The following is a 22,031-nucleotide window of genomic DNA, read 5'->3' as shown; positions in this document are numbered from 1 at the left end:
GTTTTATTTTCATTTCTAGGCATTATGATCAAGTACTTGGCTAAAAAAAACACTGTAATCTTTGTATTATCCCTAATAGGGATAATACTGACTAACTATAGCGCTATTCTTGCCTTCTCTCATCAGCACTATTTTGTTTTTGAGCATGATGCCTACATGCATATGGTTTTAGCGTTAAACGCGCTCAAGAGCCATCAGTGGTATGCGGGCATTAATCCTTTTATAAATGCTCCTTATGGTGCTGATACTCATGCTTGGACCCAAGCAACCATGATTGTTTTGTTAAGTGGCGCTTACTTTTTTAAACTCTTTTTCCCTTTAAAAAAAGCACTTTATGTATGGTGTTTTATTTTACCTATGCTTTGTAATTTACTTTCTGTTTTTGCATTGCTTTGGACTGTACGACCTCTCAAAACAACAAATAGCCAGGATTTTTTTCTCGTAATCGCTTTTTTACTAAATCCAGTGATGCACTTTGTCTATCAGCCATTGCGCGTGGACTATGATTTTTTACTTGTTTTTACCAGCATTGTCTATTGGGGGTGTTTGCTACGTTTTATCAGTGTTAATAATCGATTCTGGGCTTGTCTGACGGCAATTGTTGCGGGCTTGGGAATATGGATAAGTATTAGTTTTACTATCGTTGTATTTATTGGTTTAGCCGCCATTTTTTGGCTTTATTTAGTAGGCAATCAACTGAATGCTACAAACATTTACCTTTCTTTATCGGTTCTTTGTCTTTCTTTGGCCTTAATAATTCCTCTTGAATACCGCCACTTTGCTACCATCAGTTATGATGTGGTATCTATAGTTTATTTGGCATTCTATTTGCTGGTATTGGTTTGTTTTTTTATTTATAACCGTTGTCTGAAAACAACAAATAATGCACTCAATCTCATAAGCATCTTAGGTTTGGCAGTACTCCTATTTTTGGTAATGAATTATTATTTCCCAGGGTTTTATAAGGGGCCATATAATGCAGTTAATCCTTATTTGTTAAAGAATTTTTTTCCTAATAGCATTGAGTTTTATTCGCCCTTTGTTATTGATAATAGCCTTGTCTTGGCGCTGTTTTTTTACTTTATAGTTGGGGCAGGTTATTGCTATTACTTATATTTAAATCGTGAAATAACAATTCTGCAGTTACTTATACTCTTTGGAGCAACAGTTACCTCTCTATTGACTGCTTATATGAATCGTTGGGGGAGACTGGCAACGCCGCTTAATATCATATTAATTTCATTTTTTGTGGCTTATTTGGCGAATAGCAAAATTCATCGATTGATTAAATGGCTTATTATTGGTCTGATTATTCTTTTACCCTCTATTTTATCCATAATATCGAGAAATCCTGTTTCGGAGGGGGTGCTGCAATGTCAGAAACAATTTTACTCCATAATTGAAGATAATATTTTAGAGCTGCCGCAATTTAGTCAGGATAAAATTCTTTTTACGTCAAGTAATTATGGGCCATTCATTTTATATTTTACTCATTTTGCTGTTGTAGCTACTAATGATCATCATAATCCTATGGGACTAGAAGATACGTTTAATTTTTTTAAAGAAGATGAGAGCGCAGCAAAATCTATGATTAGACGTAGAAATATTGATTTAATTTTATTATGTAGTGGTGGTGCTTCTCCGATTTTTGATCTGGAGCACAGTGGCTGGGTAGAGCGAATTCACTTACCAGAAAAATATTCCAAATGGCGTTTATACCATGTCTTACAAGGGGTGCCTTAATCCGCTGGCACACTCAAAATAGATTGCCTTTTTCCTAGAGAATTAGAAATTGCTTGATGTTCGGTATGTAAAGCAATTTGCCTTAAATCTAGCCTGGAAATAATTTTCATCATTGTAGTATTGTTGATTTTTCTTTGCTTTCTCAGGGTGCGTAATTCTTGATGCGCTCTTTCTAAAGCGGCACTGCGTAACTGTCCTTCGAACGTTAAGGCTAATATGCTTTCTAGTTTTTCACTTTCGGTTCCATGATTTGATGCAATAAATTGATTAAATGAGGCTATTAGTTTATCGGCAACCTGAATGCATAAAGCTCTTTCTTGTTCATTCATTTCCTCGCAGAGGCTTTTCACTTTAGTTTTGATTGCATCAACTGCAGCTTTAGCTAATACAAGCACGGCTTCATTTTCTTCATCTTGAGCTTGTTTATGAATCAAGTTTTTCAAACCGGGTGTTATTAAAGGCAAGAGTAGGCTACTAATTAGTAATGAACACAGAACAACACCAGTAACAAGAATAACTAAAAGCTTACGCTCAGGAAAAGGATCGCCATTGAGCATATGAGGTAACGATAAAATAGCGGCCAAAGCAATAGCGCCACGTACTCCACCTAATGAAAAAGTGCTGATTATTTTTATATTGGGTAATCGCCATGAACTGTGTTTACGCCTCGATATTAATGCTTCAAAAGGCCAAGTTAAATAAAGCCATAAGGTGCGTAGTAGAATTAGTGTAAAAGTAATGAATACAATGATCATTATATATTCGGATAAACTATAGCCCGTGATTTCGAGGAATTTAATCGAATGGGGCAAATAGAGCCCTAAAAGAATAAAGATGATTCCATTTAATGTGCTATCGAGTACACCCCAGAAAAAATGACCTTCAATGCGCATTTTAGCCATTGTTCGATCTAAAAAACCTGCTCTATCAATAGTAAAACCCGCAGCAACAGTAGCTAATACTCCTGAGAATCCCAATTTTTCTGCAATGAGGTATACAGTAAAAGGTAAAAGCAACAACAGCAAGTTTTCAGTAGTTGTCTCATGAACACTATGTTTCGTTAGCTTTCCTAAAAATGAAATAAAAATATAGGTCAGAACAACACCTACAGTGATTCCTCCTAGGCTCATAACTAATAAACTTAACAACGCACCTTTTAACGAAAAAACACCAGTTAACATAGCCGCGACAGCCAATTTAAATGAAACTAGGCCTGAAGCATCATTTAACAGTGCCTCTCCTTGTAAGATATGCATTATTCGTTCAGGTATTCGCGCTCCAGCAGTCATTGATCTAAGGGATACCGCATCTGTGGGAGAAAGGGCTGCTGCTAATGCAAAAGCAGCCGGTAAAGGAATAAGAGGGATTAGCCAATGGACTAAATAACCAACTCCGCCGACGGTAAAAAATACCAAGCCGATTGATAACATAACAATGGGGCGGGTGTAGAGTAAAAACTCACGTTTAGGAAAATGCCAACTGTCATTAAATAATAAGGGTGGAATAAACAACAGCATAAAGAGTTCAGGATTAAATCCCACATCAAAAGATGGAAATGAAACAGCTAGAAGTGTTCCTGTGGCTATTTGAATTAGTGGGGTTGGCAGGGAGGGTACAAAACGGGTAATTACTCCCGATATCACCATTAAGAAAATAAGAACTAAACAAACCAACACACCATCCATTATTTTTGTAGCTCCCAAGATGATTTGAGATGAAATCCTAATTGATTGTAAAACACTTCAATGGATTCGAATAGATATAATAATTATATGTTTATTAATTGTACGTTTTAGGGGGCGCTATAAATGGATCGTGCAATAATATTACAACGACTCGTTCATTTTTTTGAGATGAAGTCGCAAATTGCGACTTCAAAATCCTATAAGGGATAGTTTATTTATCGATAAGCAAAACCACTTGATAACTCGGGTGGTTCATTAGTTGCTATTTGTTGATTTCTGCAGCTACCCAGAGCAAATAATCCTACTCCTCCAAGAATAGACGCGATTCCCAAACCTGCTGTTACTAGTCCTGCAATACCTAAGGTTGCTGCATTTAATACGGTAAAAGCGACTGCTACAGCGGCACAACCAATAGCGGCAATAAATCCACCTAAAATCTGCATACTAATGCTTGATGTTGAAGACTGTTGCGCTTCTTGTGATGGGGGAGGAGTATGTCTCGTGTCACATTGAGGGGTAGGTATAGCTTGTAGTACTTGGGGATTTTGGACAATAAAGTCTTTGAATTCTTTGATGGGAAAGTTCTTTAAATGAGGATAGAGCTTAAGTAGTTCATTAACATCGTTGATACTTTCAATACATTTTTCCAAATTAGCAAAAATAAAATCCTTGATGCGAAGGTTCTTTTCATTAGGATAGAGTTTAACTAGCTCACGAACCTCATTGAAACTTTTTAGATGCTTTTCCAAATTAGCAAAAATAAAGTCCTTGATGCGAAAGTTCTTTTCATTAGGATAGATTTCTAGTAAATCAATAAGATCTTTATGGCTATTAATTACGCTTGAAAGATCAGCAAAGACTGAATCTTTAATTTTAAAATCTTTATCTTGTGGATATAACTTGATTAGCGCAAGGATTTCTTCAATTGTCATATTCAATAACTCGTTGGTTCATAATTTTACCAAATTGTAACTCATAAATACATAATTAAGCAACTAATGATTACTCGCTTTAATTGAAGAATACAATATCCTCCTTCCTAGTAATATTCTGATCAGCATCGTTTATCTATTCTGCATTATCAATGTATGATTGTGCTTCTTTCTAGACTCTACAACAACTAGGTAATTGGAGTTGTGCTAGGTCTGAAGGCTAAGAAAGGCTACTATTGTAATTTAACGGACTCATTATGAAATTTTTTAAGCAGTTATATGTTCAGGTTATTGTTGGAATTATTATTGGCATCATTCTCGGTGTCGTTGCTCCAGCGTTAGCTATCTCTTTTAAACCTTTTGCCGATTTATTTATAAAGCTGATAAAAATGATGATAACACCTATCATTTTTTTAACACTTGTTTCCGGTATTGCCGCAATGAGTGATTTAAAATCAGTGGGCAAGGTTGGAGGCTTATCACTGATTTATTTTTTGCTAACAACCATATGCGCCTTAGCTTTGGGGCTGGTCGTTGCGAATATATTCCAACCAGGTAGTGGAATGAATATTGATCCTTCCTCCTTAAACATATCCGATGCACGCTCCTACCTCGGTAAAGCAGAACAGATAAACAACGTTCAGGACTTTGTTCTCAATATTGTTCCTGAAACCTTTTTTAGTGCTTTTGTTCATGGGGAAATTCTGCAGGTATTGTTTGTTGCGATTATCTTTGCATTAGGTTTGATGTCTTATGGAAGTAAAGGACAGTTTATCCTGGAAGGGTTTGAACACCTGACAAAAATATTTTTTAAAATAATTCATGCGATGATGTATTACGCGCCAATGGCCGTTTTTGCTGCCATGGCCTATACAGTGGGGCAATATGGCGCTCATTCTTTGCTGGGACTGAGTGCATTACTAATTTGTTTTTATTTAACCTGCATTGTATTTATCGTAGTCGTACTGGGCGGCATCCTTTATTTTTCTTTAGGTATCAGTATATTTAAAGTGATCCAGTATTTTAAAACCGAAATTTTTATTGTGTTTGCTACCTCGTCTTCTGAAACAGTAATGCCTAATTTACTGGAAAAATTAACTGAATTAGGCTGTGATAAATCAGTGGCTGATTTAGTGATACCAACAGGATATTCTTTTAATTTAGATGGGACGGCAATTTATCTTACTCTAGCTGCTTTATTTATTGCACAGGCAACTAACTCTGATTTAACCCTACATCAGCAAATCTTTTTGTTAATCATTATGGTTATCAGTTCAAAAGGGGCTGCCGGTGTTACTGGTAGCGGTTTTATTGTATTGGCTAGTTCTTTAGCTGCTATAGGCACAATTCCTGTTGCAGGAGTGGTTATCATTCTTGGGGTAGATCGCTTTATGTCTTCCGGGAGATCGTTAACCAATATGATTGGTAATGCCATTGCTGCATTGCTTATTTCAAAGTGGCAGAAATCGATTGATATGGGAAGAATTCATGAAAAGTTAGCGCAGCAAAATAGCGCATAATCTGAAAACGATTTGGTTTCGGTTATAGTAATCGATTACGAAAGTAAATAACTAACTAATGTGATTAAACATGGTAATGAAGAGAAATAAAAACGAGCCGGGTGCTCATTGGAGTGTGAAAACATGTTTTTGGACTGCATTGGGCATTATTTTATTATCAGCGATCATCGTAATATTGTTTGTGCATAAAGCGGTGTGGGTTGAGTTAGAAACGCTTGCCTTAATTATTGGAATAATGACGACCTTTTTCTACTCTTATATTTTGTATCATGGGGTACGATTTTTAGATGGCGAGAGGATTACCTTCAGACGCGTGATGGATAGACCATTAGAGCCTGAAAATGACGTGGTCTCAACAGAGTCTTTTGGCTATTTCACTTCAAACTTGAGTGATGAGGGACTAATAGGGATACTCTTTGGTTTAATTCTTGATATTCTTACCTGTTTTATGTTGGCGTCCATATTAAGTGTTTTAATGTGGTTTGGAGTTAATCTGATAGCGGTGAGCATTTTTATCGTTGCAACACCGTTGTATTATATCTTTAGTCAATCACTGAGATTTGTAATGCGTCATGTGGAAGAATGCCGAGGCAATTTTGTAAAATCAGTGCAGTATGGTCTCGGTTATGCCTTATTAAAGACGGCAACACTGTGTCTTATCGTTTTTGTCTCCCATGACTTGGCCAAAGTCATTAAACGATTAGTCTTGGGTGGATAAATTGCGTGATAGGCAAGTTTGTTTATTCCATTGAAAATAAAACTAAGGCCAAAAGCGCAAATGCCATGCCCAAGCCTTGTTTAAGGCTTAACTCGTGTTTGAGAAAAATCATGCATAATATTAAAGTTATCATGGGATACATGGAGGTGACTAATACTACTGGCATAGTAGGGCCGTTGCGTAATGCTAAAATAAAAAAGATACAGGCAATTCCATTGGCTAAGCCATTTAATAATCCATAAGCACCGCCTTTAACAGAAAGCTCAGGTTTAAAGCCCAATAGGACTAGAGCAATAACTCCAGAAACTAAAACCCCTAGACTTGAATAAAAAGTGATGGATAGGGGATTGATAAAATCAGAGGCTCTTGTTCCCCAATATCCCCAGGCACCATAAAGAAATAATGCAATCAAAGAAGGCAAATACCAGGTGCTAAAATTCATAGTTTTATCTTATCAATCAGTTTGTTCCAGGTTTGCACAGGATAACTGTTCACTAGCTAAAATAATACTGTTCTTGTTAAATTTTATTTTCATACTACTTCTAAGAATGAAGGAGGACTAAATCCTGATTAATTGCTGGATCGATTGCTTGCTTGTCATTCACTGATGATGGTCAAAGTCGATTTTGTTATCATTGGGGCGTGAAAGAATAAAATCATATCACTTCGTTGTTATAATGGTCAATTTGCCTGCTCGGTATTAAAAACTGTAGGGTAGTCTTAGGTCTATTTCAGGGAGGAGTCCCTTTGTAGGTCCGTTGCTACTCTATGTTCCTGATTTATTATTAATACTCTCTTAATGCTACTAAATTATAGTTAGCTCAGTTGATTATCATTATGAAAACAAAATGCCTGGAATTACTCGAACAGAATTTATAGAAATTTGCAACGCAATGATTGAAAAAACTAGAAATAAGATTGCAGTCATTAACCAATTAAGTGGTTACGTTAAATTTCATAAAGCACTAAGAAATGAACATTATCTTGAAGATATCCGTGATTGTTTAGAACAAACAAGAGATGAAGAGATTGAATTAAAGCATGACATAATTGAACAAAGTGGGATAGGAAACTGTAGAGAAGTTGCGGAGTATCTATTGGTTGAGATTGTCAGGGAATTAAAAAAATATGGAGCTCAAGCAACGATTAAAATTATAAAATCCAGTGAAATAGACCATGTCTATAACGAAGTTATCATTTATGATGGTTCCTTGGTAGGACAAAAATATTTAGATACAGCAACACATCTCAAACAGGTCGGATATAAAATATACTTAATCTATATCCAAATCCCTGAGAAAATAGCGAAAGAACGAGCGCTTAAACGATATCAAAAAACAGGAAGGTACGTATCTGGTGATTTTATTGGCTATACCTCACAGCATATAGAACAATCATTTACAAAAATGAAACCGTTATTGGATGGCTACATTATTATTGATGGGGCTACTGGTGCCATCATTGAGAAAAATAACTTTATTATGCACTAAGCAAGGTTGGCTCATTTTGATCCTAGCCTCATGCTCAGTAAAGACTCTAAGCGTGTAGAGTCAACGTGAGGCTTGATATCGTCCTGGATTTTAAAATGAGCACAAAAATGCAGTGTTGCCAAAACTGTCTACGAAATTGCTCCTGAAAGTGAGTTAAAGATTAATAAAAAGAGTGGTTTTTTAAGCAGGATATGTTGGAAAAATGGGAAGTAGGTGCTTTATAATTCTTATACCCCAGTTTGCTATCTTTAGTTAGCATAACTAGACTATCATGAAGGAATTAATATTTTATCTCTAAAGGAGTAGGTAAGATGAGCGGCCAACAGCATATTCTTACAGCACAGTCTTCTGCGCAAGACGCGCGTGCAGCAGCAAGGGAATTTCATACAGCAGTATTCCAGCCGAATATGTCACTTGTTATTTTTTTCTGTTCCAGTCACTATGATCTTGATGTGCTAGCAAACGAAATGAACACTCTTTTTCCACAGGTATTGGTAGTAGGATGTACAACTGCTGGCGAAATTGGGCCTGGTGGATATACTGAATATAGTCTTTCAGGAGCAAGCTTTCCGTCTGATGGATTTACAGTTGCAGCTGGACGCTATGACAATTTGCAACACTTTGAAGAGACTAAAGGTCAAATTTTTATTAACGATTTGCTACAAAAATTAGAAGCCAAGGCGCCTGATGCTGATTCTACAAACAGCTTTGCTTTCCTACTGATTGATGGATTATCTCTTCGCGAAGAACCTACGGCTCGAACATTCCAGAATGGATTAGGAAACATTAAGCTTTTCGGCGGTTCCGCCGGTGATGATTTGAATTTTAAATCTACCCAGGTATTCTGTGATGGGACTTTTCATAGCAACAGTGCGGCGCTTATCCTGGTGAATACAGCTTATAATTTTAAGCTATTCAAATCCCAACATTTCGTCTGTGGAGATGAACGGTTGGTAGTTACTAAAGCAGATCCGGCAAAACGTGTAGTTAGTGAAATTAATGGATATCCAGCAAATGTCGAATATGCACGTGTTATAGGTTCCGAAGTTAATGCACTTGACGCAAATCAATTTTCCTCTTTTCCAATGGTGGTACGTATTAATAAAGTTGACTATGTACGTTCCATTCAAAAATGCAATCCAGATGGAAGTTTAACTTTTTATTGTGCTATAGATAATGGTTTAGTATTTATGGCTGCCCGTGGAATCAATCTGGTTAATAATCTCGAACAGACGTTTAACGATATTCAAGTTGAAATTGGCAAACCGCAATTGGTGCTAGCTTGCGACTGCATACTCCGCAAGCTAGAGGTAGTACGGAAAGGATTGACGAATGAAGTTGAGGAAATTTTAAAAAACAATAACGTTGTTGGTTTCAATTCTTATGGTGAACAGTTTATGGGCGTTCATATCAATCAGACCTTTACCGGCATTGCTATTGGTTTATCACGGGAAAAAGATCATGTCTGATTTACCTCCTGTACCTGACAATGAGCAAGTATTACGAGAGGAAATCAAACGCCTGAATAAAATTATCAAGGCGTTGATTGATCGCGCGGAACAAGATATGAATGCTCCTAATTCCGATTTCGGTGTATTTCAGACAACCATTATGCTCGAAGATAAGGTTAGACTTCGTACTAAGGAGTTGGAAGAGGCACTTCATAAAAATGCAAAGATAACTCGTGCGTTACAACAAGCCAGCATATTAATTGAGGAAAGTGAACAGCGGTTACATGATATTACATCAGCACTTGGTGAGGGATTGCTAGTCATGGATAAAGAGGGCTCTATCATGTTTATCAATGCGGCTGCCTGCAAAATATTGCTGCTCAATGAAGATGAGGTTCTTGGCACAAATGCACATGAGTTATTTCATCATTCATATTCAGATGGTAGCCCTTATCCTATTCAACAGTGTATGAATTTAAGCGTGCTACAAACAGGACAACCTTATTCTAGTGAGGACGAATATTTTTGGCGATCGGATGGAACAGGTTTCCACGCATCAGTTATAGCAACGCCAATCAAGCTCAAAGAAAATACCCAAGGTGTCGTCGTCGCTTTTCATGATATCACTCAATCGATACAAGAGAGAAACCAATTACGCGATATGAAAGCCGCGATTGAACAAAGTCCAGCATCAGTACTGATTACTGATAAGGACAAGAATATTATCTATGCTAACCCAGAGTTAATGAGAGCGACAGGATATACTAAAGCAGAATTACAGAATGAAAAAGCCAGTATTTTTCATGGAGACCTGACTCCAGGAGATAATTATATCGAATTATGGAAAACAATATTGACTGGAGCTCCTTGGAATGGAGAGATACTTTACCAACGTAAGGATGGCAGCACGTTTTGGCAGTCGTGGAAAGTTGCACCAGTGATGGATAATCACGGAGTAATCCAAAATTTTGTTGCTGTAGGTGAAGACATTACTGAAAAAAAGAAACTTCAAACCATGCTTCAGGAAATGTCATATCAAGATGGATTAACTGGAATAGCCAATAGGCGAAGATTTGACGAATATTTTAGCCAGGAATGGAACAGAGCACTACGTCATGGTCAACCGTTGGCAATTATTATGGCCGATCTAGATTTCTTTAAATCTTACAATGATAGCTTTGGGCATCAGGCTGGTGACGAATGTTTAAAGAAAATTGCTCTCAAGTTAAAGAGCAATATACTTAGGCTCACCGATTTGCTTGCAAGATACGGAGGGGAGGAGTTTGTATGTGTTTTGCCAGGGACTAATCTGGCTGCTGCAAAATTACTTGCAGAGAAACTACGACTAGCAGTTTGTTCACTAAAGCTTCCTCATCCAAATTCAACTGTCTCGCCTTACGTCACGATCAGTTTAGGAGTTGCCTGCTGTAGTCCTTGTGAGGATATGCCAAATAATTTGTTAAAGGCTGCTGATGCAGCACTGTATCAAGCAAAAACACTGGGGCGTAACCGTGTTGAAGTTGCTACAGATTTTTAAAAAAACTATAAAGTTGCCGGAAGGCATTGGCCTTTAGTTTAGGACTTTCGAGTATGTTGGCGCTGGCAATCTCAGCCGATTGTATAAGAAGTTACTGGTTTAGTGGTGAGTGATTCGGTATATGGAATCATGTGTTGCTTAAGTAATTGCTCCAGCATCGATTCGTCATAAGGCACATCAACCACAACCCAGTTTTTGACTTTATTCCTGTTTGGCGTTTCTTTCTTGCCAATTTCCTGAGTTAAAAATAAGTTGTGGGGATAATCAGGAAGAGGCTTGGAAAATAGTCGAGGAGCGGATAATTGCTCATAAGATGCGAACCACAAGGAACAATGTCTGGGTTGTATCGAGCACAACAATTCCTTAAGAGCAGCGCTATTTTTGTTTAAAACATGATAAAAAAAATCGTAGGCATTGAGCGTACCTGATGTTAATTCTTCTTGTAAATCAAGAGCCTTAATTATTGCACTGGTTAGATGATTCTGAAAGCAATGATCTAGCCAAAGCTGGTTATCTCGAGCTATTCCATTTAATTCAGAACAGGTTATACTGAATTGGGCTAGAGATTCTTCATCGAGGTATTTTAGAGAGTATAAAATGATCTCGGTGGGTACTAACTTTAAAAAAGGCTCTTGCATTATTGATTAATTCTACTTACCGGTGAATTCTGTTGTAATAACTCATCTGATGGTTGAAGATCATTTGTATAACTGGTTACAATCATTTGAGATATTTGCGGCTCTACCACATGATCCTCATTGATATGCAATTTTACTTGGCTTTGAAAACGAAGTAAAGGGGACTCTGTTGTCTTTGGGGGCGAATCTGTTTCGACTAATTTCATATGCTTGTTATTAATATAAATTTTGTTATTCATTATTAATGAATTTATGCTGATATCAATGTTCATTACAATTTCACCATTTTCAACGGTCCAGTTCAATTCATCAGTTTTTGCTCCACCAAGAACCACCTCTTTTTCAGAAATAATGGCACCTGCGTGAGCTAATAGATTAATAAAATCTTTATTGCTTTGATGTCCATTGTGTTCAAGCCATTGTTGTAGGATGTCTTTATCATCTTCTTGATAATTGGTGCAATTTACCAAATATTGTAATAAGGGCTTAATGTCTTCTTCGATTCTGGCATGCATTCCCCTGACGCCGACATTTCTTAGATAATCCTTGGATGCTTTTTCAGTACTTTCTCCTAATTTCATTCGGCTGGCTTGCCAATTACCAACGACTTGATTAGTTATTTCACCTTCTCCACGATAGCGCTCTTTCCAGGCTGGTTTTGATTTTTCTTGGCTATTGGGAGTAATGCTGTTTTGTTTCAATATCTTATTTTCTATAGCCAGATCATATAGAGTGCAATGAATTGGGCCAAAAATTTCATGATATTTTCTAGGTAGCTTGCCCGTAACGGTAACTGGAGTTGGTTGTGCTCTTTCTGACTCAGGAAGAATGGCTTCTTTTCTTGTGACAAAAATATCTGCTAATGTTGCAGCATCTTTCTCCCAAAAAAAACTTTTCTTTTCCACAGATATTGTTTCGATGAAGTGTATTGCCTCATGAAGTTTAGCAATGTTTATTTTATTGCCTTCTACTTGGCTATCGGAAAGAATGTTCCTCACAATATCTAAATACTCAATCAGAGTATCGGACTTTGTATGTTTCTTCTTCGCCTCATCAATGAAATTGATAATTTTGCCTATTCTTTTAAATAGAGGTGATTGGTTAGTATTTTCGAAATGTTCTTTCATAAGTGTTATCTAAAATTGGACAATATGATTAATTATAAGACATTTTTTGGTGGAATGTTCTAATAGAGTATTCTTTGTCCTATTTTGGAGAAATGAACTTCTTCGTTGGATACACCATGATTTACATTCGAATTGCCGACGAAAGTCGGCATCCATCAATGTTGAAAAGCAAATGGATACCGGCTTTCGCCGGTAATTCGTCTAAGAGTAGGGGCGTTCCTCACCAAAGCGAGTTTTCCATGAGTTCTAATTTAAAAACTTAAAGAAGGAGCATGTGAGGGGTCGTGGATTTCAACTAAGAGTTTGGAAATTGCCGTTTTATTTAATTTTGCATCCATTGCATATTTGAGACTCACCTCAGACTTTTCCAATGATTCGCTGAGTTGCTTTCTAAAATCAGCAGTAAAGTGCCCAAATAGTACTTTATCTTGCTTTAATACATTCTTTATTTGTAGTTCTAATGCTAAAGCAAACCATGGGGTGGTATGGGGGATAATTGCTTCTATAATTTTTTGCAGTCTTACTTGTTCTGCCGGGCTATCTTTATCAATTTGGCTAATGAGTATGGCAAAGTCTTCATGCCTTTCTAGCGGAGCATTAGCAATAATGGTTGCAAATTGTTGAGGAGTCAGCGTTTGGGCTGCCATTTTGCAAAACTGTTCCTGGGTATTTCTAAAAATTTCCCAAAATTTGTTTTCCCTTACAGAATCTTTTAATTGAGATTCAGATAAATTTTCTAAAACAATCTTGAGACGATTTTCTCGGCTATCTAGATGAGATTTCTGGTTTAGCGTTTTTGATTCCATGACCCAAAGATGTTTTAGTAGATCTTTAAAGTTTGGTAAAGTGGCTTGTTCTACAAGCATTTTAATTCGATGATTAGGCAAGGTCGTTAAATCTGCTAATATCTTTTGATCATATAGATAATAGGCCGGGTCGTTTAGTTCATTAATAAGTGTCTTAAACTCCTCCTCTGTCCAATCTTCTTTTTGTACAGGCTCATTATGATTGTACACTGGCATAGTAGCAGCACGAACAGGGGTCCATTTTTTTGCAGGAAGCGATTGGGTCTTGGTTACTGTCGTTGGTGGAAGGGTTGCTAAACGTTTCTTTTCTGCTTCATGATTCGCTATAACATAATGTTGTACTAACTTGTTTAATTCGGTCTTAAACGAAACAGGATATTCTTCATTATCTAAGTGGGTGATCCAATCTTGCAATGCTATTCTTATTTGACCTGAGGCGTAAGGAATAATTGAAACAAGTCTACCCAATAAATATGGACTGGGTTTGAGCTTTTTGATCATTGAATTTAGAATTTCATGCCGTGTAATACTGGATGCAAATAACGCTAATTGATGACGATTTAAAGTGTTGGCGGCTGCATCAATATAGGTATCTTTATTTAAAACGCTTAAGAAAATAGCTGAATCAAAAGAGGCTATTAATTGCGTTTCAGAAAGCGCTGCAAGCATTACTGCGAATTTGTTCTTTTTATTTTCTTTTTTAGATTCTTCGGATTCATTACCCTTAAAATGACACCATAAATATTCTAATTCGCTAGGACGATATTTTCCTTTTTCTTTAGCAGGATTTAGTTTATTCACAAATAATTTCATATCGTGATGACTCATTTGTTCTAGTCGTCCCCAAAAATCATCTTCTGGTAAGGTAGTGCTTTTAGTGATTTCAATGAGTTTTTCTATGTATTGTTCTGTTACTTTAGTGGACGTGTCTTCTTGTTTAGGCTCAGTTTGTGCTTCAGTTTGGGCAATAGATGTATTGACTTTTGTCATGAAGTCCATGAGTTTCTCAGGAACGTCGGGGTGCTGGGGGGGGATAACTGGGAATGCTTCCGTTTTTGTTTGAGCTTTAGTTTTAGGGAAAAAAGTACTGGGAAGGGAGCTTGCTTTTATGACTGGATTCGTATCTGCAGAATCTTTGGGTTTATCCATTACGGATTTTTTTATGGATTCATTGGTTGTGGGTTCTTCTATGGGTTTATCGACCACAGATTCTGTCATGGATTCATTAGTTGTGGGCTCTTCTTTGGAGGGGGCGACAACAAATTCTTTTATGGACCTCTCGATTACGGGCTCTTTTTTAGGTTCATCGAGCACCAGTTTTTCTTCGAGTTTATCGTCGATAGGCTCTTTTTGAGATGTAACGACAACAGATTTTCCTTTGGGTTGAACAACGATCGTTTGATTAACATCAGTTTCTCGTTCTTCTGAGGTGTTTTCTATGTCCGGTGTATTTTCGATTAAAGGTAATTCTTCTTGACTAATTTGTTCTATTTCCACGGTAGCTTTGGTTAACTCTATTCCGAACGATACACCATTTATAGAGCCTAGAGAGCCTATTTTGGCTCCTTTCAGTCCTGATTCCAATGGATCTGTTCCCGAAAATAAACTGGTGACTAATCCTGCAATTCCTCCTATAAAAAGGAGAGGGGAGGTTAATATGAGGCCTAGAGTACTGACAAAGGTCAGTAAGACACCACCAAAACGCATTACATAATCTGGTTCTCTTAAATTGAGGGTGGGCAGATTTCGTTCCCTTGTGCTTGTTAAATGCTTATCGGTTTTTTCAGTGGACATATTGGACCCTATATTTCTAAAGTTATAATCAATGGGAAAATAAAGAGCGGATGATTCATTTTTTCAACTAAATGTTTATGGAGGGTGCTTCAAAATAAATCAATTTATGAAAGGGCGTATGATGATGGATCTGTATTAAAACATCAATAGACTACTTCAGCATTGCAGCAATCAGGCAAAAGATACCGTGATGCAAGAGGTCTAATATTTATATCTGAGGTTTTTCGGTGACCAACGTAGCCCATCCAAATGTATGGGCTACTTAATAGACAATAGGGATTATTGCTCTGTAATTTTTTCGATTTTTAAGCAACTATCTGAGTGGCTATCTTTGACAATATCTAATGTAACAATTTTCTTGATAGTTTGCTTAGAAGCTTGGGATTGATAATTTAATAGTAAAGGAATTTGTACTTTATATATGTCATTCTTTTTGCTTAATAGTATGGGGGAATTTGCTGTACCTGCGGAGATGACCAATTTTTCTTTTTGGATAGGGGCGATATTTAAATACAATTGCTTTTGATAGGCCATCCAAGCATTTTTTGTATAGTATTTGGCGGCATTAGGTAACTGCGTCTTATAATTGACAAAATTAAGATTATACGTTGCCAACATAGATTCATAAGCCCAGCTTAATATCTTAATGTCTGACAATTGTGAACAATGATCTTGCGCCCAAACAACAGAAGATAATAAAACACCAAAAGGTATTACAAAAAAATTTCTATATAAAATATTCATAATATTTTTTCATCCTTAAATTCTTTTACAACAAGTATAGCCCGTCCTCTTACCAGAGTAATAGAGATAAATGCTCTTTTCAATTAGGCCAATTTATATTTTTACTCTCTTAAGTCAAAACGCCTGAAGTTGCTGCGCTTAGATGCTCAAAAATCAATCTTAATCTAGAAAAATACAAACAGGTCACTGCTCAATCTGGTGGGAAATCTGATTTTTATTATGCCAATGATACCAGTATCCATTTCCCAGCAATAATTGTTGATAAAGTACTTCATGATGGGGATCAGGTCACATTAGGTGGAGCGACACTCACTGCTCATTCGATTTATAGATTATTTATCGATCACAATGATTGGTAATATGCTAAATTTAAAATAACGTTGGTGAAGGAGCATTCATATCATGAAAAAATTTATAGTCAGTCTGCTGATCATGTCCTTTTCTTTCCTATCTCCAATCGTAATGGCAACCACGGAAGAGGTTAGGAAGCTATGCATAGAGAAAACTGTAGCTCGTTGTGTTGAACGGTGCCAAAAAACTAATACTATTAATTGCTCAACTGTTTGCCAAAATACCGCGCAAAATCAATGCCGTTCCGCAGGAGAGTAAACAGAATAGGACGTTCATTCTGATAGGACGTTGAGTTAGCTTAATTTCTGTCCGATGGTTCATAGTCGTCAGAATTGAACCGTTCGGCGTGAGATTATTTCTCTTTAGTGCAGTTTAATTCCTTTACTCCATTTTTCTGAGATCTTTAAAGTATATTGTTCAATGAGCGTCAATTTTTCTTGCGCTTCTTTAATATCAAGACAGTGTGATGCTCGTTGCTGATGCTCGTCTTTGCTCGCCATAAAAGTAATTTTAAATTTAGGATCTAATTGTTCAAATAACTCCAACCAATGTTGAACAGACACTTGCATGATGAGATCGTTTAAGGCGCCAAATTGTTCTTTATTTTTTTCAAGGCTAATAATGGTTTGGCTTAATGTAGATAATTTTGATCTAGTACTTAGCAAAGAATGCTCTATTGCATTGAGATAAATGAGACAGCCCGCAGGCATGCCAGCCTCAACATAAAGTTCGATCTTGGAATTTTTATTCAAATAAATTAGTTCATCTTCTGGTTTTACCTCCTTTTTTGCTTCCGATAAATGAAGCAAAGCAAAAAATTGCGCAATAAAAGCAAAACGAATAAGATGCTCTTTTCTAAGCTGAGATGCAAAGTGAGCAACCTCTTGTGTTGAAAACAGTAGACTTTTTGATGCTCCATTGATGCTATCAGTAATAGCGCCCCATACTTCCTCTGCTTCCCACTCTCGACTATAAGCATTTAGTGTGTCGTAATTCCCTCGCTCTAAATCAATTTGATATTCAGATAACGCATTTAAGAGCATTGAAGCCTTATCATTGACCAGCTGAGTTTTAAAAAACATTTTTTTACTCCTTACCTATGAAGAAGTCACTATCCATTGTTAACCTTAAAGAGAATGGCTTATTTTGTCAGCATCAGCATCAGCATCAGCATCAGCATCAGCATCAGCATCAGCATCAGCATCAGCATCAGCATCAGCATCAGCACCAGCACCAGCACCAGCTGCTGCGGTGCCGTAACCAACAGTATTAGCATCGACGTCTAACTCATCTTTTACATCATTATCAAACCTCTCAGCTTCCATCTTCTTGTATGCTTCTTTATATTGTGTAAACTCCCTAATCGCTCTTTCCGCTTGATCCTTATTCTTGCTATAACCAGAACCAGCAGCACCGTAACCGGCATCAGCGGTATCCTCAGCATCGTAAGCGACACTCGCAGCACCGTAAGCGACACCGGCAGCACCGTAAGCGACACCGGCAGCACCGTAAGCGACACCGGCAGCGCCGTAAGCGACACCGGCAGCGCCGTAAGCGACATTGGTAGCACTGTAAGCGACACCGGCAGCACTGTAAGCGACACCGGCAGCGCTGTAAGCGACACCGGCAGCACTGTAAGCGACATCGGCAGCACTGTAAGCGACATCGGCAGCACTGTAAGCGACATCGGCAGCAGCGTAAGCGGCATTAACAGCATCCAATTCATTTCTTTCATTATTCCCAAACATCCCTGTTTCTACCTGCTTGTATGCTTCTTTATATTGTGCAAAAGCCCGAATATATTTCTCATACGCTCTTTCTGCCTTATCTTTATCATCTTCATCATCACTATCAATGTTTTGTTGGTAATCACTATATGCTATAGATGCTTCGGTTAGATGATCATATACACGTTTATTGATCTGATTTCGCCGCTGCATCTCTGCATGTGTAAGGATCGTGAGCCCTGATTCTTCTAACTCAGGACTTGTCCGAGCATTATGAACACTTAAAATCTTTGGGGAAAAATCTTTTCTTGGTAACAGCGAGAGCTCCTCAAGAGCCGCGTTTCCCTGCTGAAAAGCACGGGTCAATTCGCCAGGACTGGCTTCCTCAAGTATATAAGAAAAGTGTTGTAAGTGAGGAGGGGCCAAATAAGCACAGCTATGAAGTCCTAACTTTTTTGCCTCTAAAATTGAAAAAGAACCGGTTGCCATTGAATATTCTGCATCTTGCAAACCCCGCATTAAAATTTCCGTTGTTGCCGTTCGAGGGAGAGAATACGATGTTAAGCCATTTTCTCTACATAATGTCTCCCATTTTTTATAATTTTCTGAGTTTATACTTCCTTCTTTAGTCCCAACTAAAAGTACAGGATAGTTTTTCTTGTTGACTTGGGCTATCTGCTCAATAAAAGTCAGTCCTTTGTGCCCTGGATTATCTTTACTGCAATAAATAACTATCAACTCGTCTTTTACTTTGTTGCCCATTTCTTTTAATCTGGGGGCTAGTTTTTGTTGCAATCCCTCCCTATACAAATGGTTCAACCACGCTATTCGTGTTTGTTCTTGTTGTACTGCATTTAAAGTGGTAGAAGGTGAAATAATTAGTCCTCCAGCTAAATAGATTCCAGGTTGCAAACAATAGACTTTTTGATAATCCCTTTTAATTAGTGCTTGTTTCATACTTTCACTTTGATTACCTTTACTTATATTTCTGTTATCTATATAACCTCCAGGAGGGGCACAAAGTAAAATTTTTGCAGTTTTTGGGACTTTTAACATCTGTTCTATATGGACGGCGCCATTCGTATTAAGCTGATGTGCCCATCCAGCAATAATAAATAAATCTAAGGTTGGGGCCTTAGGACTGGCAGGTTTAATAAATTTGGTGATTTTTAGATTAGATGCGTTTTGTGCTTGGCTGGTAGTAGGGATGCATTTAGAAAGAAGCGCTGTGCCTTGTTCTTCTTTGTATTTTGACTTTTCGACGGGGACTTCATGTAGCCAAAATTTAAGTTTACCCACATCAAACCCCATCCCATCCATTTTTTGGATTAGCTTCTGCACAGCAACTTGAGCACGGCCTTCTGATTTTTTATCATAGGCAACATAAATCCCAATTTCTGCGTCCTTGGCTAAGCCTTGAATAACAGCATCATGGATAATTTCTAGAAATCGCTCATCTCCTGCCGTATTCCCTTCAAACTTGGTATAAAACAGGATCTTCTTGTCGGTAGCTTGTAAATTGTTTCCTCCCATTTTATTCCTGGTTGTATCAACTTCAACAAGGGCTTCTTTCTTATTATCCTTGCTACCCTTCTTATCTTTATCAGATTTTGAATGCATTTTAGTTTCCTTACTTGAGGTCCTTGCTATCAAGTTGGTATCATACTTATTTCCTTTTATTTAAATTATAGTTCTTTTGTTGAGCATATTTCTCATTAAGCGAGCCTATATAATAGCACCTAACTCTTAAAGCATTTTTCTAGAAAAAATAGAGTGTTCAAATGCTCCATAGTGGTATAAAGCTAGATTTTTTTCTTATTTACTATGAAATAACAGTCAAAATTAACTCAATATGGTATGATCTATACAATTTGACTTAACTGATTCCTAATTTAAGGAGAATGATCAATGGGCTACAGGTTACGCCTTGCTTTTATCTTATTAATGAGCATGCCATCGCTTTTATTTGCTGCGGAGACGCTTATTTTCGCTATTGATATTATTCGTCATGGCGATAGAACCCCTCTTAATTCGTTACCAGCGGTTAATTACCAATGGCCACAGGGTCTTGGTCAGCTCACAGCAGAAGGAATGCAGCAAGAATATAAACTGGGGATGGGGTTTCGTAAGAAGTACATTGAGCAGACTCATCTATTACCTGAGCATTATGAGCGTGGAACGATGTACGTACGTGCTACTGACTACGATCGTACGTTAATGAGCGCAGAATCTTTATTAATGGGATTATATCCACCAGGAACTGGGCCCAATGTTACAGAAACCTCTTTGCCGGCATTGCCCAATGCGTTTCAGCCTATTCCTATCTTTAGTTCTCCTACTAAATATGATGAGGTCATTTTGCAAGAAGTAAGCCCTAATGAGCGTGAAAAATTGATGGGGCAGTATGTCTATTCAACAAAAGAATGGCAGCAAAAAAATAATGAATTAAAAGATAAATATCCACTGTGGAGTCGTTTAACTGGTGTTCCAATTAATAACTTGGCAGAACTCGCCTTTGTTGGGGACAGCTTATACATTCATCAACTACATCATGCGCCTATGCCAGAGGGATTAAGTACAAAAGATATTGAAACAATCCTCAATGTAAGTAATTGGGCTTTTATGGCACAAGAAAGACCACCGCAAGTAGCTAGAGTCTACAGCAGTAAGCTCATGACTAACATTGCTAGTTACCTCACTAAAGGTTGTGAGCAAAAAACAAAACTTAAATACGTGTTATTGTCAGCTCATGATACGACTATTACTGGCGCATTGAGTTTTTTAGGAGCTCCTTTAGAAAAGGCCCCTCCTTATGCATCGAATCTTAACTTTTCACTCTATGATAATGGCACTGTCAAAGTGACTTATAATGGTAGTCCAGTTTCTATTCCTGCTTGTGGTGGTACTGAGTGCGATTTGCAGCAGTTCGTCCAATTGATCAATAGGGTGAAGGATTCTCTAGAGTAATTGTGTATGAGTTTTCAATGGCGTCAATTTGAGCCTTTGTAGCGTAGATCGTGTTCTCTGGTTAGAAAGTAACCGTAGGGGAGGACTAAGGTCAAAATACCTTTCTATGGCTCTTTCCCTAACCCTTTCTTGCGGTTTTAGTATCTTTTTTACGCAAAACTCCTTTCGGGGCGAGGGGGAAGGGAACACTATGGGGCATTAAAGACTATAACGACAAGAATTGATCACATCTATTAACTGCTCGCTAATTTGCTCTTCATTTAATTTTAAAGAAGTTATTTTTTCATAAATTTTTTCAGTAGGTATTGCGGCACACTTACAAAAATTAGAGACTTCATCTTTCATGCTATCATCAGCTAAATCATATGGAAAACCAGAAAGACAAGCATTTCTTATTTTCTCACCGTCAGTATTTTCTTCCGTGCTTGATTGAGCTCTGTCTCTTATCGCATTTCTTAATACGCCATAATGAACGCAATTTTTTGCATTTCTAAAATCAGTTGCTTCAATAGGAAGAGTGCTTTTTTGTGAGGCTTTATAAGCACAAAAACAGGCATAAATTGAAATATATTGGGCATCTTCTTCCGTGATATTGGGAAATTTAACTCTTAAATTGTTTTTTCCACTGGTGATGCACGATTTATCTACGGTTAATTTTGAATTTGGTTCAACAACAAATTCTGCATAACTGCAAAGGGGTAATATTTGTGAGCATAATAGGAGCACGATTGGTTTTAAGATAAAAATACGCATGATTTCTCCATGACTGATACTCAGAACCGTTTTCTAATAGTCTTTATT

The 22,031-nt window shown here is 37.3% G+C and carries 18 protein-coding genes and 1 pseudogene; 9 read left to right on the top strand and 10 right to left on the bottom strand.

Annotation, left to right across the window (positions count from 1 at the left end):
- Window positions 1-36 precede the first annotated feature (36 nt).
- Window positions 37-1,743 carry a hypothetical protein gene (locus LFA_RS08320; RefSeq protein ID WP_157010325.1) on the top strand — a complete coding sequence of 569 codons (1,707 nt, stop codon included), beginning with the start codon at window positions 37-39 and terminating at the stop codon, window positions 1,741-1,743.
- On the opposite strand, the gene LFA_RS08315 is transcribed toward LFA_RS08320, so the two are convergent.
- Together LFA_RS08315 and LFA_RS08310 are read right to left on the bottom strand one after the other, a co-directional pair.
- Window positions 1,740-3,428: a Na+/H+ antiporter gene (locus tag LFA_RS08315; protein WP_045095779.1), complete on the bottom strand. Its 1,689-nt coding sequence runs from the start codon at window positions 3,426-3,428 to the stop codon at window positions 1,740-1,742. The two genes, LFA_RS08320 and LFA_RS08315, sit on opposite strands and share 4 nt — an antisense overlap.
- Window positions 3,429-3,643: 215 nt before the next feature.
- The gene (locus LFA_RS08310) at window positions 3,644-4,360 is read right to left on the bottom strand and encodes a hypothetical protein (RefSeq protein ID WP_045095778.1); all 717 of its coding nucleotides are present in this window, start codon (window positions 4,358-4,360) and stop codon (window positions 3,644-3,646) included.
- Window positions 4,361-4,617: 257 nt separating this feature from the next.
- Between LFA_RS08310 and dctA the strand changes: the two genes are divergently transcribed.
- Window positions 4,618-5,880 carry a C4-dicarboxylate transporter DctA gene (gene dctA / locus LFA_RS08305; protein ID WP_045095777.1) on the top strand — a complete coding sequence of 421 codons (1,263 nt, stop codon included), beginning with the start codon at window positions 4,618-4,620 and terminating at the stop codon, window positions 5,878-5,880.
- 70 nt (window positions 5,881-5,950) lie between these two features.
- Complete coding sequence (locus LFA_RS08300) at window positions 5,951-6,598, top strand: hypothetical protein (RefSeq protein ID WP_045095776.1); 648 nt, start codon at window positions 5,951-5,953, stop codon at window positions 6,596-6,598.
- 22 nt (window positions 6,599-6,620) lie between these two features.
- Here the strand turns inward: LFA_RS08300 and LFA_RS08295 are convergent, their stop codons facing one another.
- Entirely contained in the window at window positions 6,621-7,040 is a 420-nt protein-coding gene (locus LFA_RS08295) for an EamA family transporter (protein ID WP_045095775.1), read from the bottom strand.
- A 406-nt stretch (window positions 7,041-7,446) separates the two neighbouring features.
- On the opposite strand from LFA_RS08295, the gene LFA_RS08290 reads away from it, so the two are divergent.
- From LFA_RS08290 to LFA_RS18845, 3 genes are all read left to right on the top strand, one after another.
- A complete protein-coding gene (locus LFA_RS08290) occupies window positions 7,447-8,088 on the top strand; it encodes a zeta toxin family protein (protein WP_045095774.1) in 642 nt (213 codons plus the stop codon).
- A 311-nt stretch (window positions 8,089-8,399) separates the two neighbouring features.
- Window positions 8,400-9,557 carry a nitric oxide-sensing protein NosP gene (nosP, locus tag LFA_RS08285; RefSeq protein ID WP_045095773.1) on the top strand — a complete coding sequence of 386 codons (1,158 nt, stop codon included), beginning with the start codon at window positions 8,400-8,402 and terminating at the stop codon, window positions 9,555-9,557.
- Window positions 9,550-11,076, top strand: coding sequence for a sensor domain-containing diguanylate cyclase (locus LFA_RS18845; protein ID WP_052673906.1), 1,527 nt, complete (start codon window positions 9,550-9,552; stop codon window positions 11,074-11,076). The genes nosP and LFA_RS18845 overlap by 8 nt, the downstream gene beginning before the upstream one ends.
- A 71-nt stretch (window positions 11,077-11,147) precedes the next feature.
- Here the strand turns inward: LFA_RS18845 and LFA_RS08275 are convergent, their stop codons facing one another.
- The 4 genes from LFA_RS08275 to LFA_RS08260 all read right to left on the bottom strand — a co-directional run bounded on the left by LFA_RS08275 (window position 11,148) and on the right by LFA_RS08260 (window position 16,185).
- Window positions 11,148-11,714: an F-box protein gene (locus tag LFA_RS08275; RefSeq protein WP_045095772.1), complete on the bottom strand. Its 567-nt coding sequence runs from the start codon at window positions 11,712-11,714 to the stop codon at window positions 11,148-11,150.
- Window positions 11,714-12,841, bottom strand: coding sequence for a hypothetical protein (locus LFA_RS08270; protein ID WP_045095771.1), 1,128 nt, complete (start codon window positions 12,839-12,841; stop codon window positions 11,714-11,716). The genes LFA_RS08275 and LFA_RS08270 overlap by 1 nt, the downstream gene beginning before the upstream one ends.
- A gap of 251 nt (window positions 12,842-13,092) precedes the next feature.
- Complete coding sequence (locus tag LFA_RS08265; RefSeq protein WP_045095770.1) at window positions 13,093-15,441, bottom strand: hypothetical protein; 2,349 nt, start codon at window positions 15,439-15,441, stop codon at window positions 13,093-13,095.
- 279 nt (window positions 15,442-15,720) lie between these two features.
- Window positions 15,721-16,185 (bottom strand): DotI/IcmL family type IV secretion protein, encoded by a 465-nt coding sequence (locus LFA_RS08260; RefSeq protein WP_045095769.1) that lies wholly within the window; start codon window positions 16,183-16,185, stop codon window positions 15,721-15,723.
- A gap of 194 nt (window positions 16,186-16,379) precedes the next feature.
- Here LFA_RS08260 and LFA_RS20315 point away from each other — a divergent pair.
- Together LFA_RS20315 and LFA_RS08255 are read left to right on the top strand one after the other, a co-directional pair.
- Window positions 16,380-16,505 (top strand): annotated as a pseudogene (locus LFA_RS20315) (subclass B3 metallo-beta-lactamase); the annotation flags it as partial.
- 82 nt (window positions 16,506-16,587) lie between these two features.
- The gene (locus tag LFA_RS08255; protein ID WP_045095768.1) at window positions 16,588-16,794 is read left to right on the top strand and encodes a hypothetical protein; all 207 of its coding nucleotides are present in this window, start codon (window positions 16,588-16,590) and stop codon (window positions 16,792-16,794) included.
- A gap of 104 nt (window positions 16,795-16,898) precedes the next feature.
- Here LFA_RS08255 and LFA_RS08250 read toward each other — a convergent pair whose 3' ends face one another.
- Window positions 16,899-17,618 carry a hypothetical protein gene (locus LFA_RS08250; RefSeq protein ID WP_045095767.1) on the bottom strand — a complete coding sequence of 240 codons (720 nt, stop codon included), beginning with the start codon at window positions 17,616-17,618 and terminating at the stop codon, window positions 16,899-16,901.
- A gap of 45 nt (window positions 17,619-17,663) precedes the next feature.
- Complete coding sequence (locus LFA_RS08245) at window positions 17,664-19,883, bottom strand: hypothetical protein (RefSeq protein WP_045095766.1); 2,220 nt, start codon at window positions 19,881-19,883, stop codon at window positions 17,664-17,666.
- Window positions 19,884-20,171: 288 nt separating this feature from the next.
- Here LFA_RS08245 and LFA_RS08240 point away from each other — a divergent pair, with 288 nt between their 5' ends.
- On the top strand, window positions 20,172-21,230 hold the full coding sequence (locus tag LFA_RS08240) for a histidine phosphatase family protein (protein WP_045095765.1): 1,059 nt from the start codon (window positions 20,172-20,174) through the stop codon (window positions 21,228-21,230).
- Between the two features lie 198 nt (window positions 21,231-21,428).
- Here LFA_RS08240 and LFA_RS08235 read toward each other — a convergent pair whose 3' ends face one another.
- Complete coding sequence (locus tag LFA_RS08235) at window positions 21,429-21,983, bottom strand: hypothetical protein (protein ID WP_045095764.1); 555 nt, start codon at window positions 21,981-21,983, stop codon at window positions 21,429-21,431.
- Window positions 21,984-22,031: the final 48 nt, after the last annotated feature.

The organism is Legionella fallonii LLAP-10 (assembly GCF_000953135.1).
GTDB lineage: Bacteria > Pseudomonadota > Gammaproteobacteria > Legionellales > Legionellaceae > Legionella > Legionella fallonii.
This window is presented reverse-complemented; position numbering and strand designations above follow the sequence as displayed.

Coding starts and splice junctions, on each gene's coding strand:
- LFA_RS08315 (WP_045095779.1), bottom strand. CDS start 3,428: ATGGATGGTGTGTTGGTTTGTTTAGTTCTTATTTTCTTAATGGTGATA.
- LFA_RS08310 (WP_045095778.1), bottom strand. CDS start 4,360: ATGACAATTGAAGAAATCCTTGCGCTAATCAAGTTATATCCACAAGAT.
- dctA (WP_045095777.1), top strand. CDS start 4,618: ATGAAATTTTTTAAGCAGTTATATGTTCAGGTTATTGTTGGAATTATT.
- LFA_RS08300 (WP_045095776.1), top strand. CDS start 5,951: ATGGTAATGAAGAGAAATAAAAACGAGCCGGGTGCTCATTGGAGTGTG.
- LFA_RS08295 (WP_045095775.1), bottom strand. CDS start 7,040: ATGAATTTTAGCACCTGGTATTTGCCTTCTTTGATTGCATTATTTCTT.
- LFA_RS08290 (WP_045095774.1), top strand. CDS start 7,447: ATGCCTGGAATTACTCGAACAGAATTTATAGAAATTTGCAACGCAATG.
- nosP (WP_045095773.1), top strand. CDS start 8,400: ATGAGCGGCCAACAGCATATTCTTACAGCACAGTCTTCTGCGCAAGAC.
- LFA_RS18845 (WP_052673906.1), top strand. CDS start 9,550: ATGTCTGATTTACCTCCTGTACCTGACAATGAGCAAGTATTACGAGAG.
- LFA_RS08275 (WP_045095772.1), bottom strand. CDS start 11,714: ATGCAAGAGCCTTTTTTAAAGTTAGTACCCACCGAGATCATTTTATAC.
- LFA_RS08270 (WP_045095771.1), bottom strand. CDS start 12,841: ATGAAAGAACATTTCGAAAATACTAACCAATCACCTCTATTTAAAAGA.
- LFA_RS08265 (WP_045095770.1), bottom strand. CDS start 15,441: ATGTCCACTGAAAAAACCGATAAGCATTTAACAAGCACAAGGGAACGA.
- LFA_RS08260 (WP_045095769.1), bottom strand. CDS start 16,185: ATGAATATTTTATATAGAAATTTTTTTGTAATACCTTTTGGTGTTTTA.
- LFA_RS08255 (WP_045095768.1), top strand. CDS start 16,588: ATGAAAAAATTTATAGTCAGTCTGCTGATCATGTCCTTTTCTTTCCTA.
- LFA_RS08250 (WP_045095767.1), bottom strand. CDS start 17,618: ATGTTTTTTAAAACTCAGCTGGTCAATGATAAGGCTTCAATGCTCTTA.
- LFA_RS08245 (WP_045095766.1), bottom strand. CDS start 19,883: ATGCATTCAAAATCTGATAAAGATAAGAAGGGTAGCAAGGATAATAAG.
- LFA_RS08240 (WP_045095765.1), top strand. CDS start 20,172: ATGGGCTACAGGTTACGCCTTGCTTTTATCTTATTAATGAGCATGCCA.
- LFA_RS08235 (WP_045095764.1), bottom strand. CDS start 21,983: ATGCGTATTTTTATCTTAAAACCAATCGTGCTCCTATTATGCTCACAA.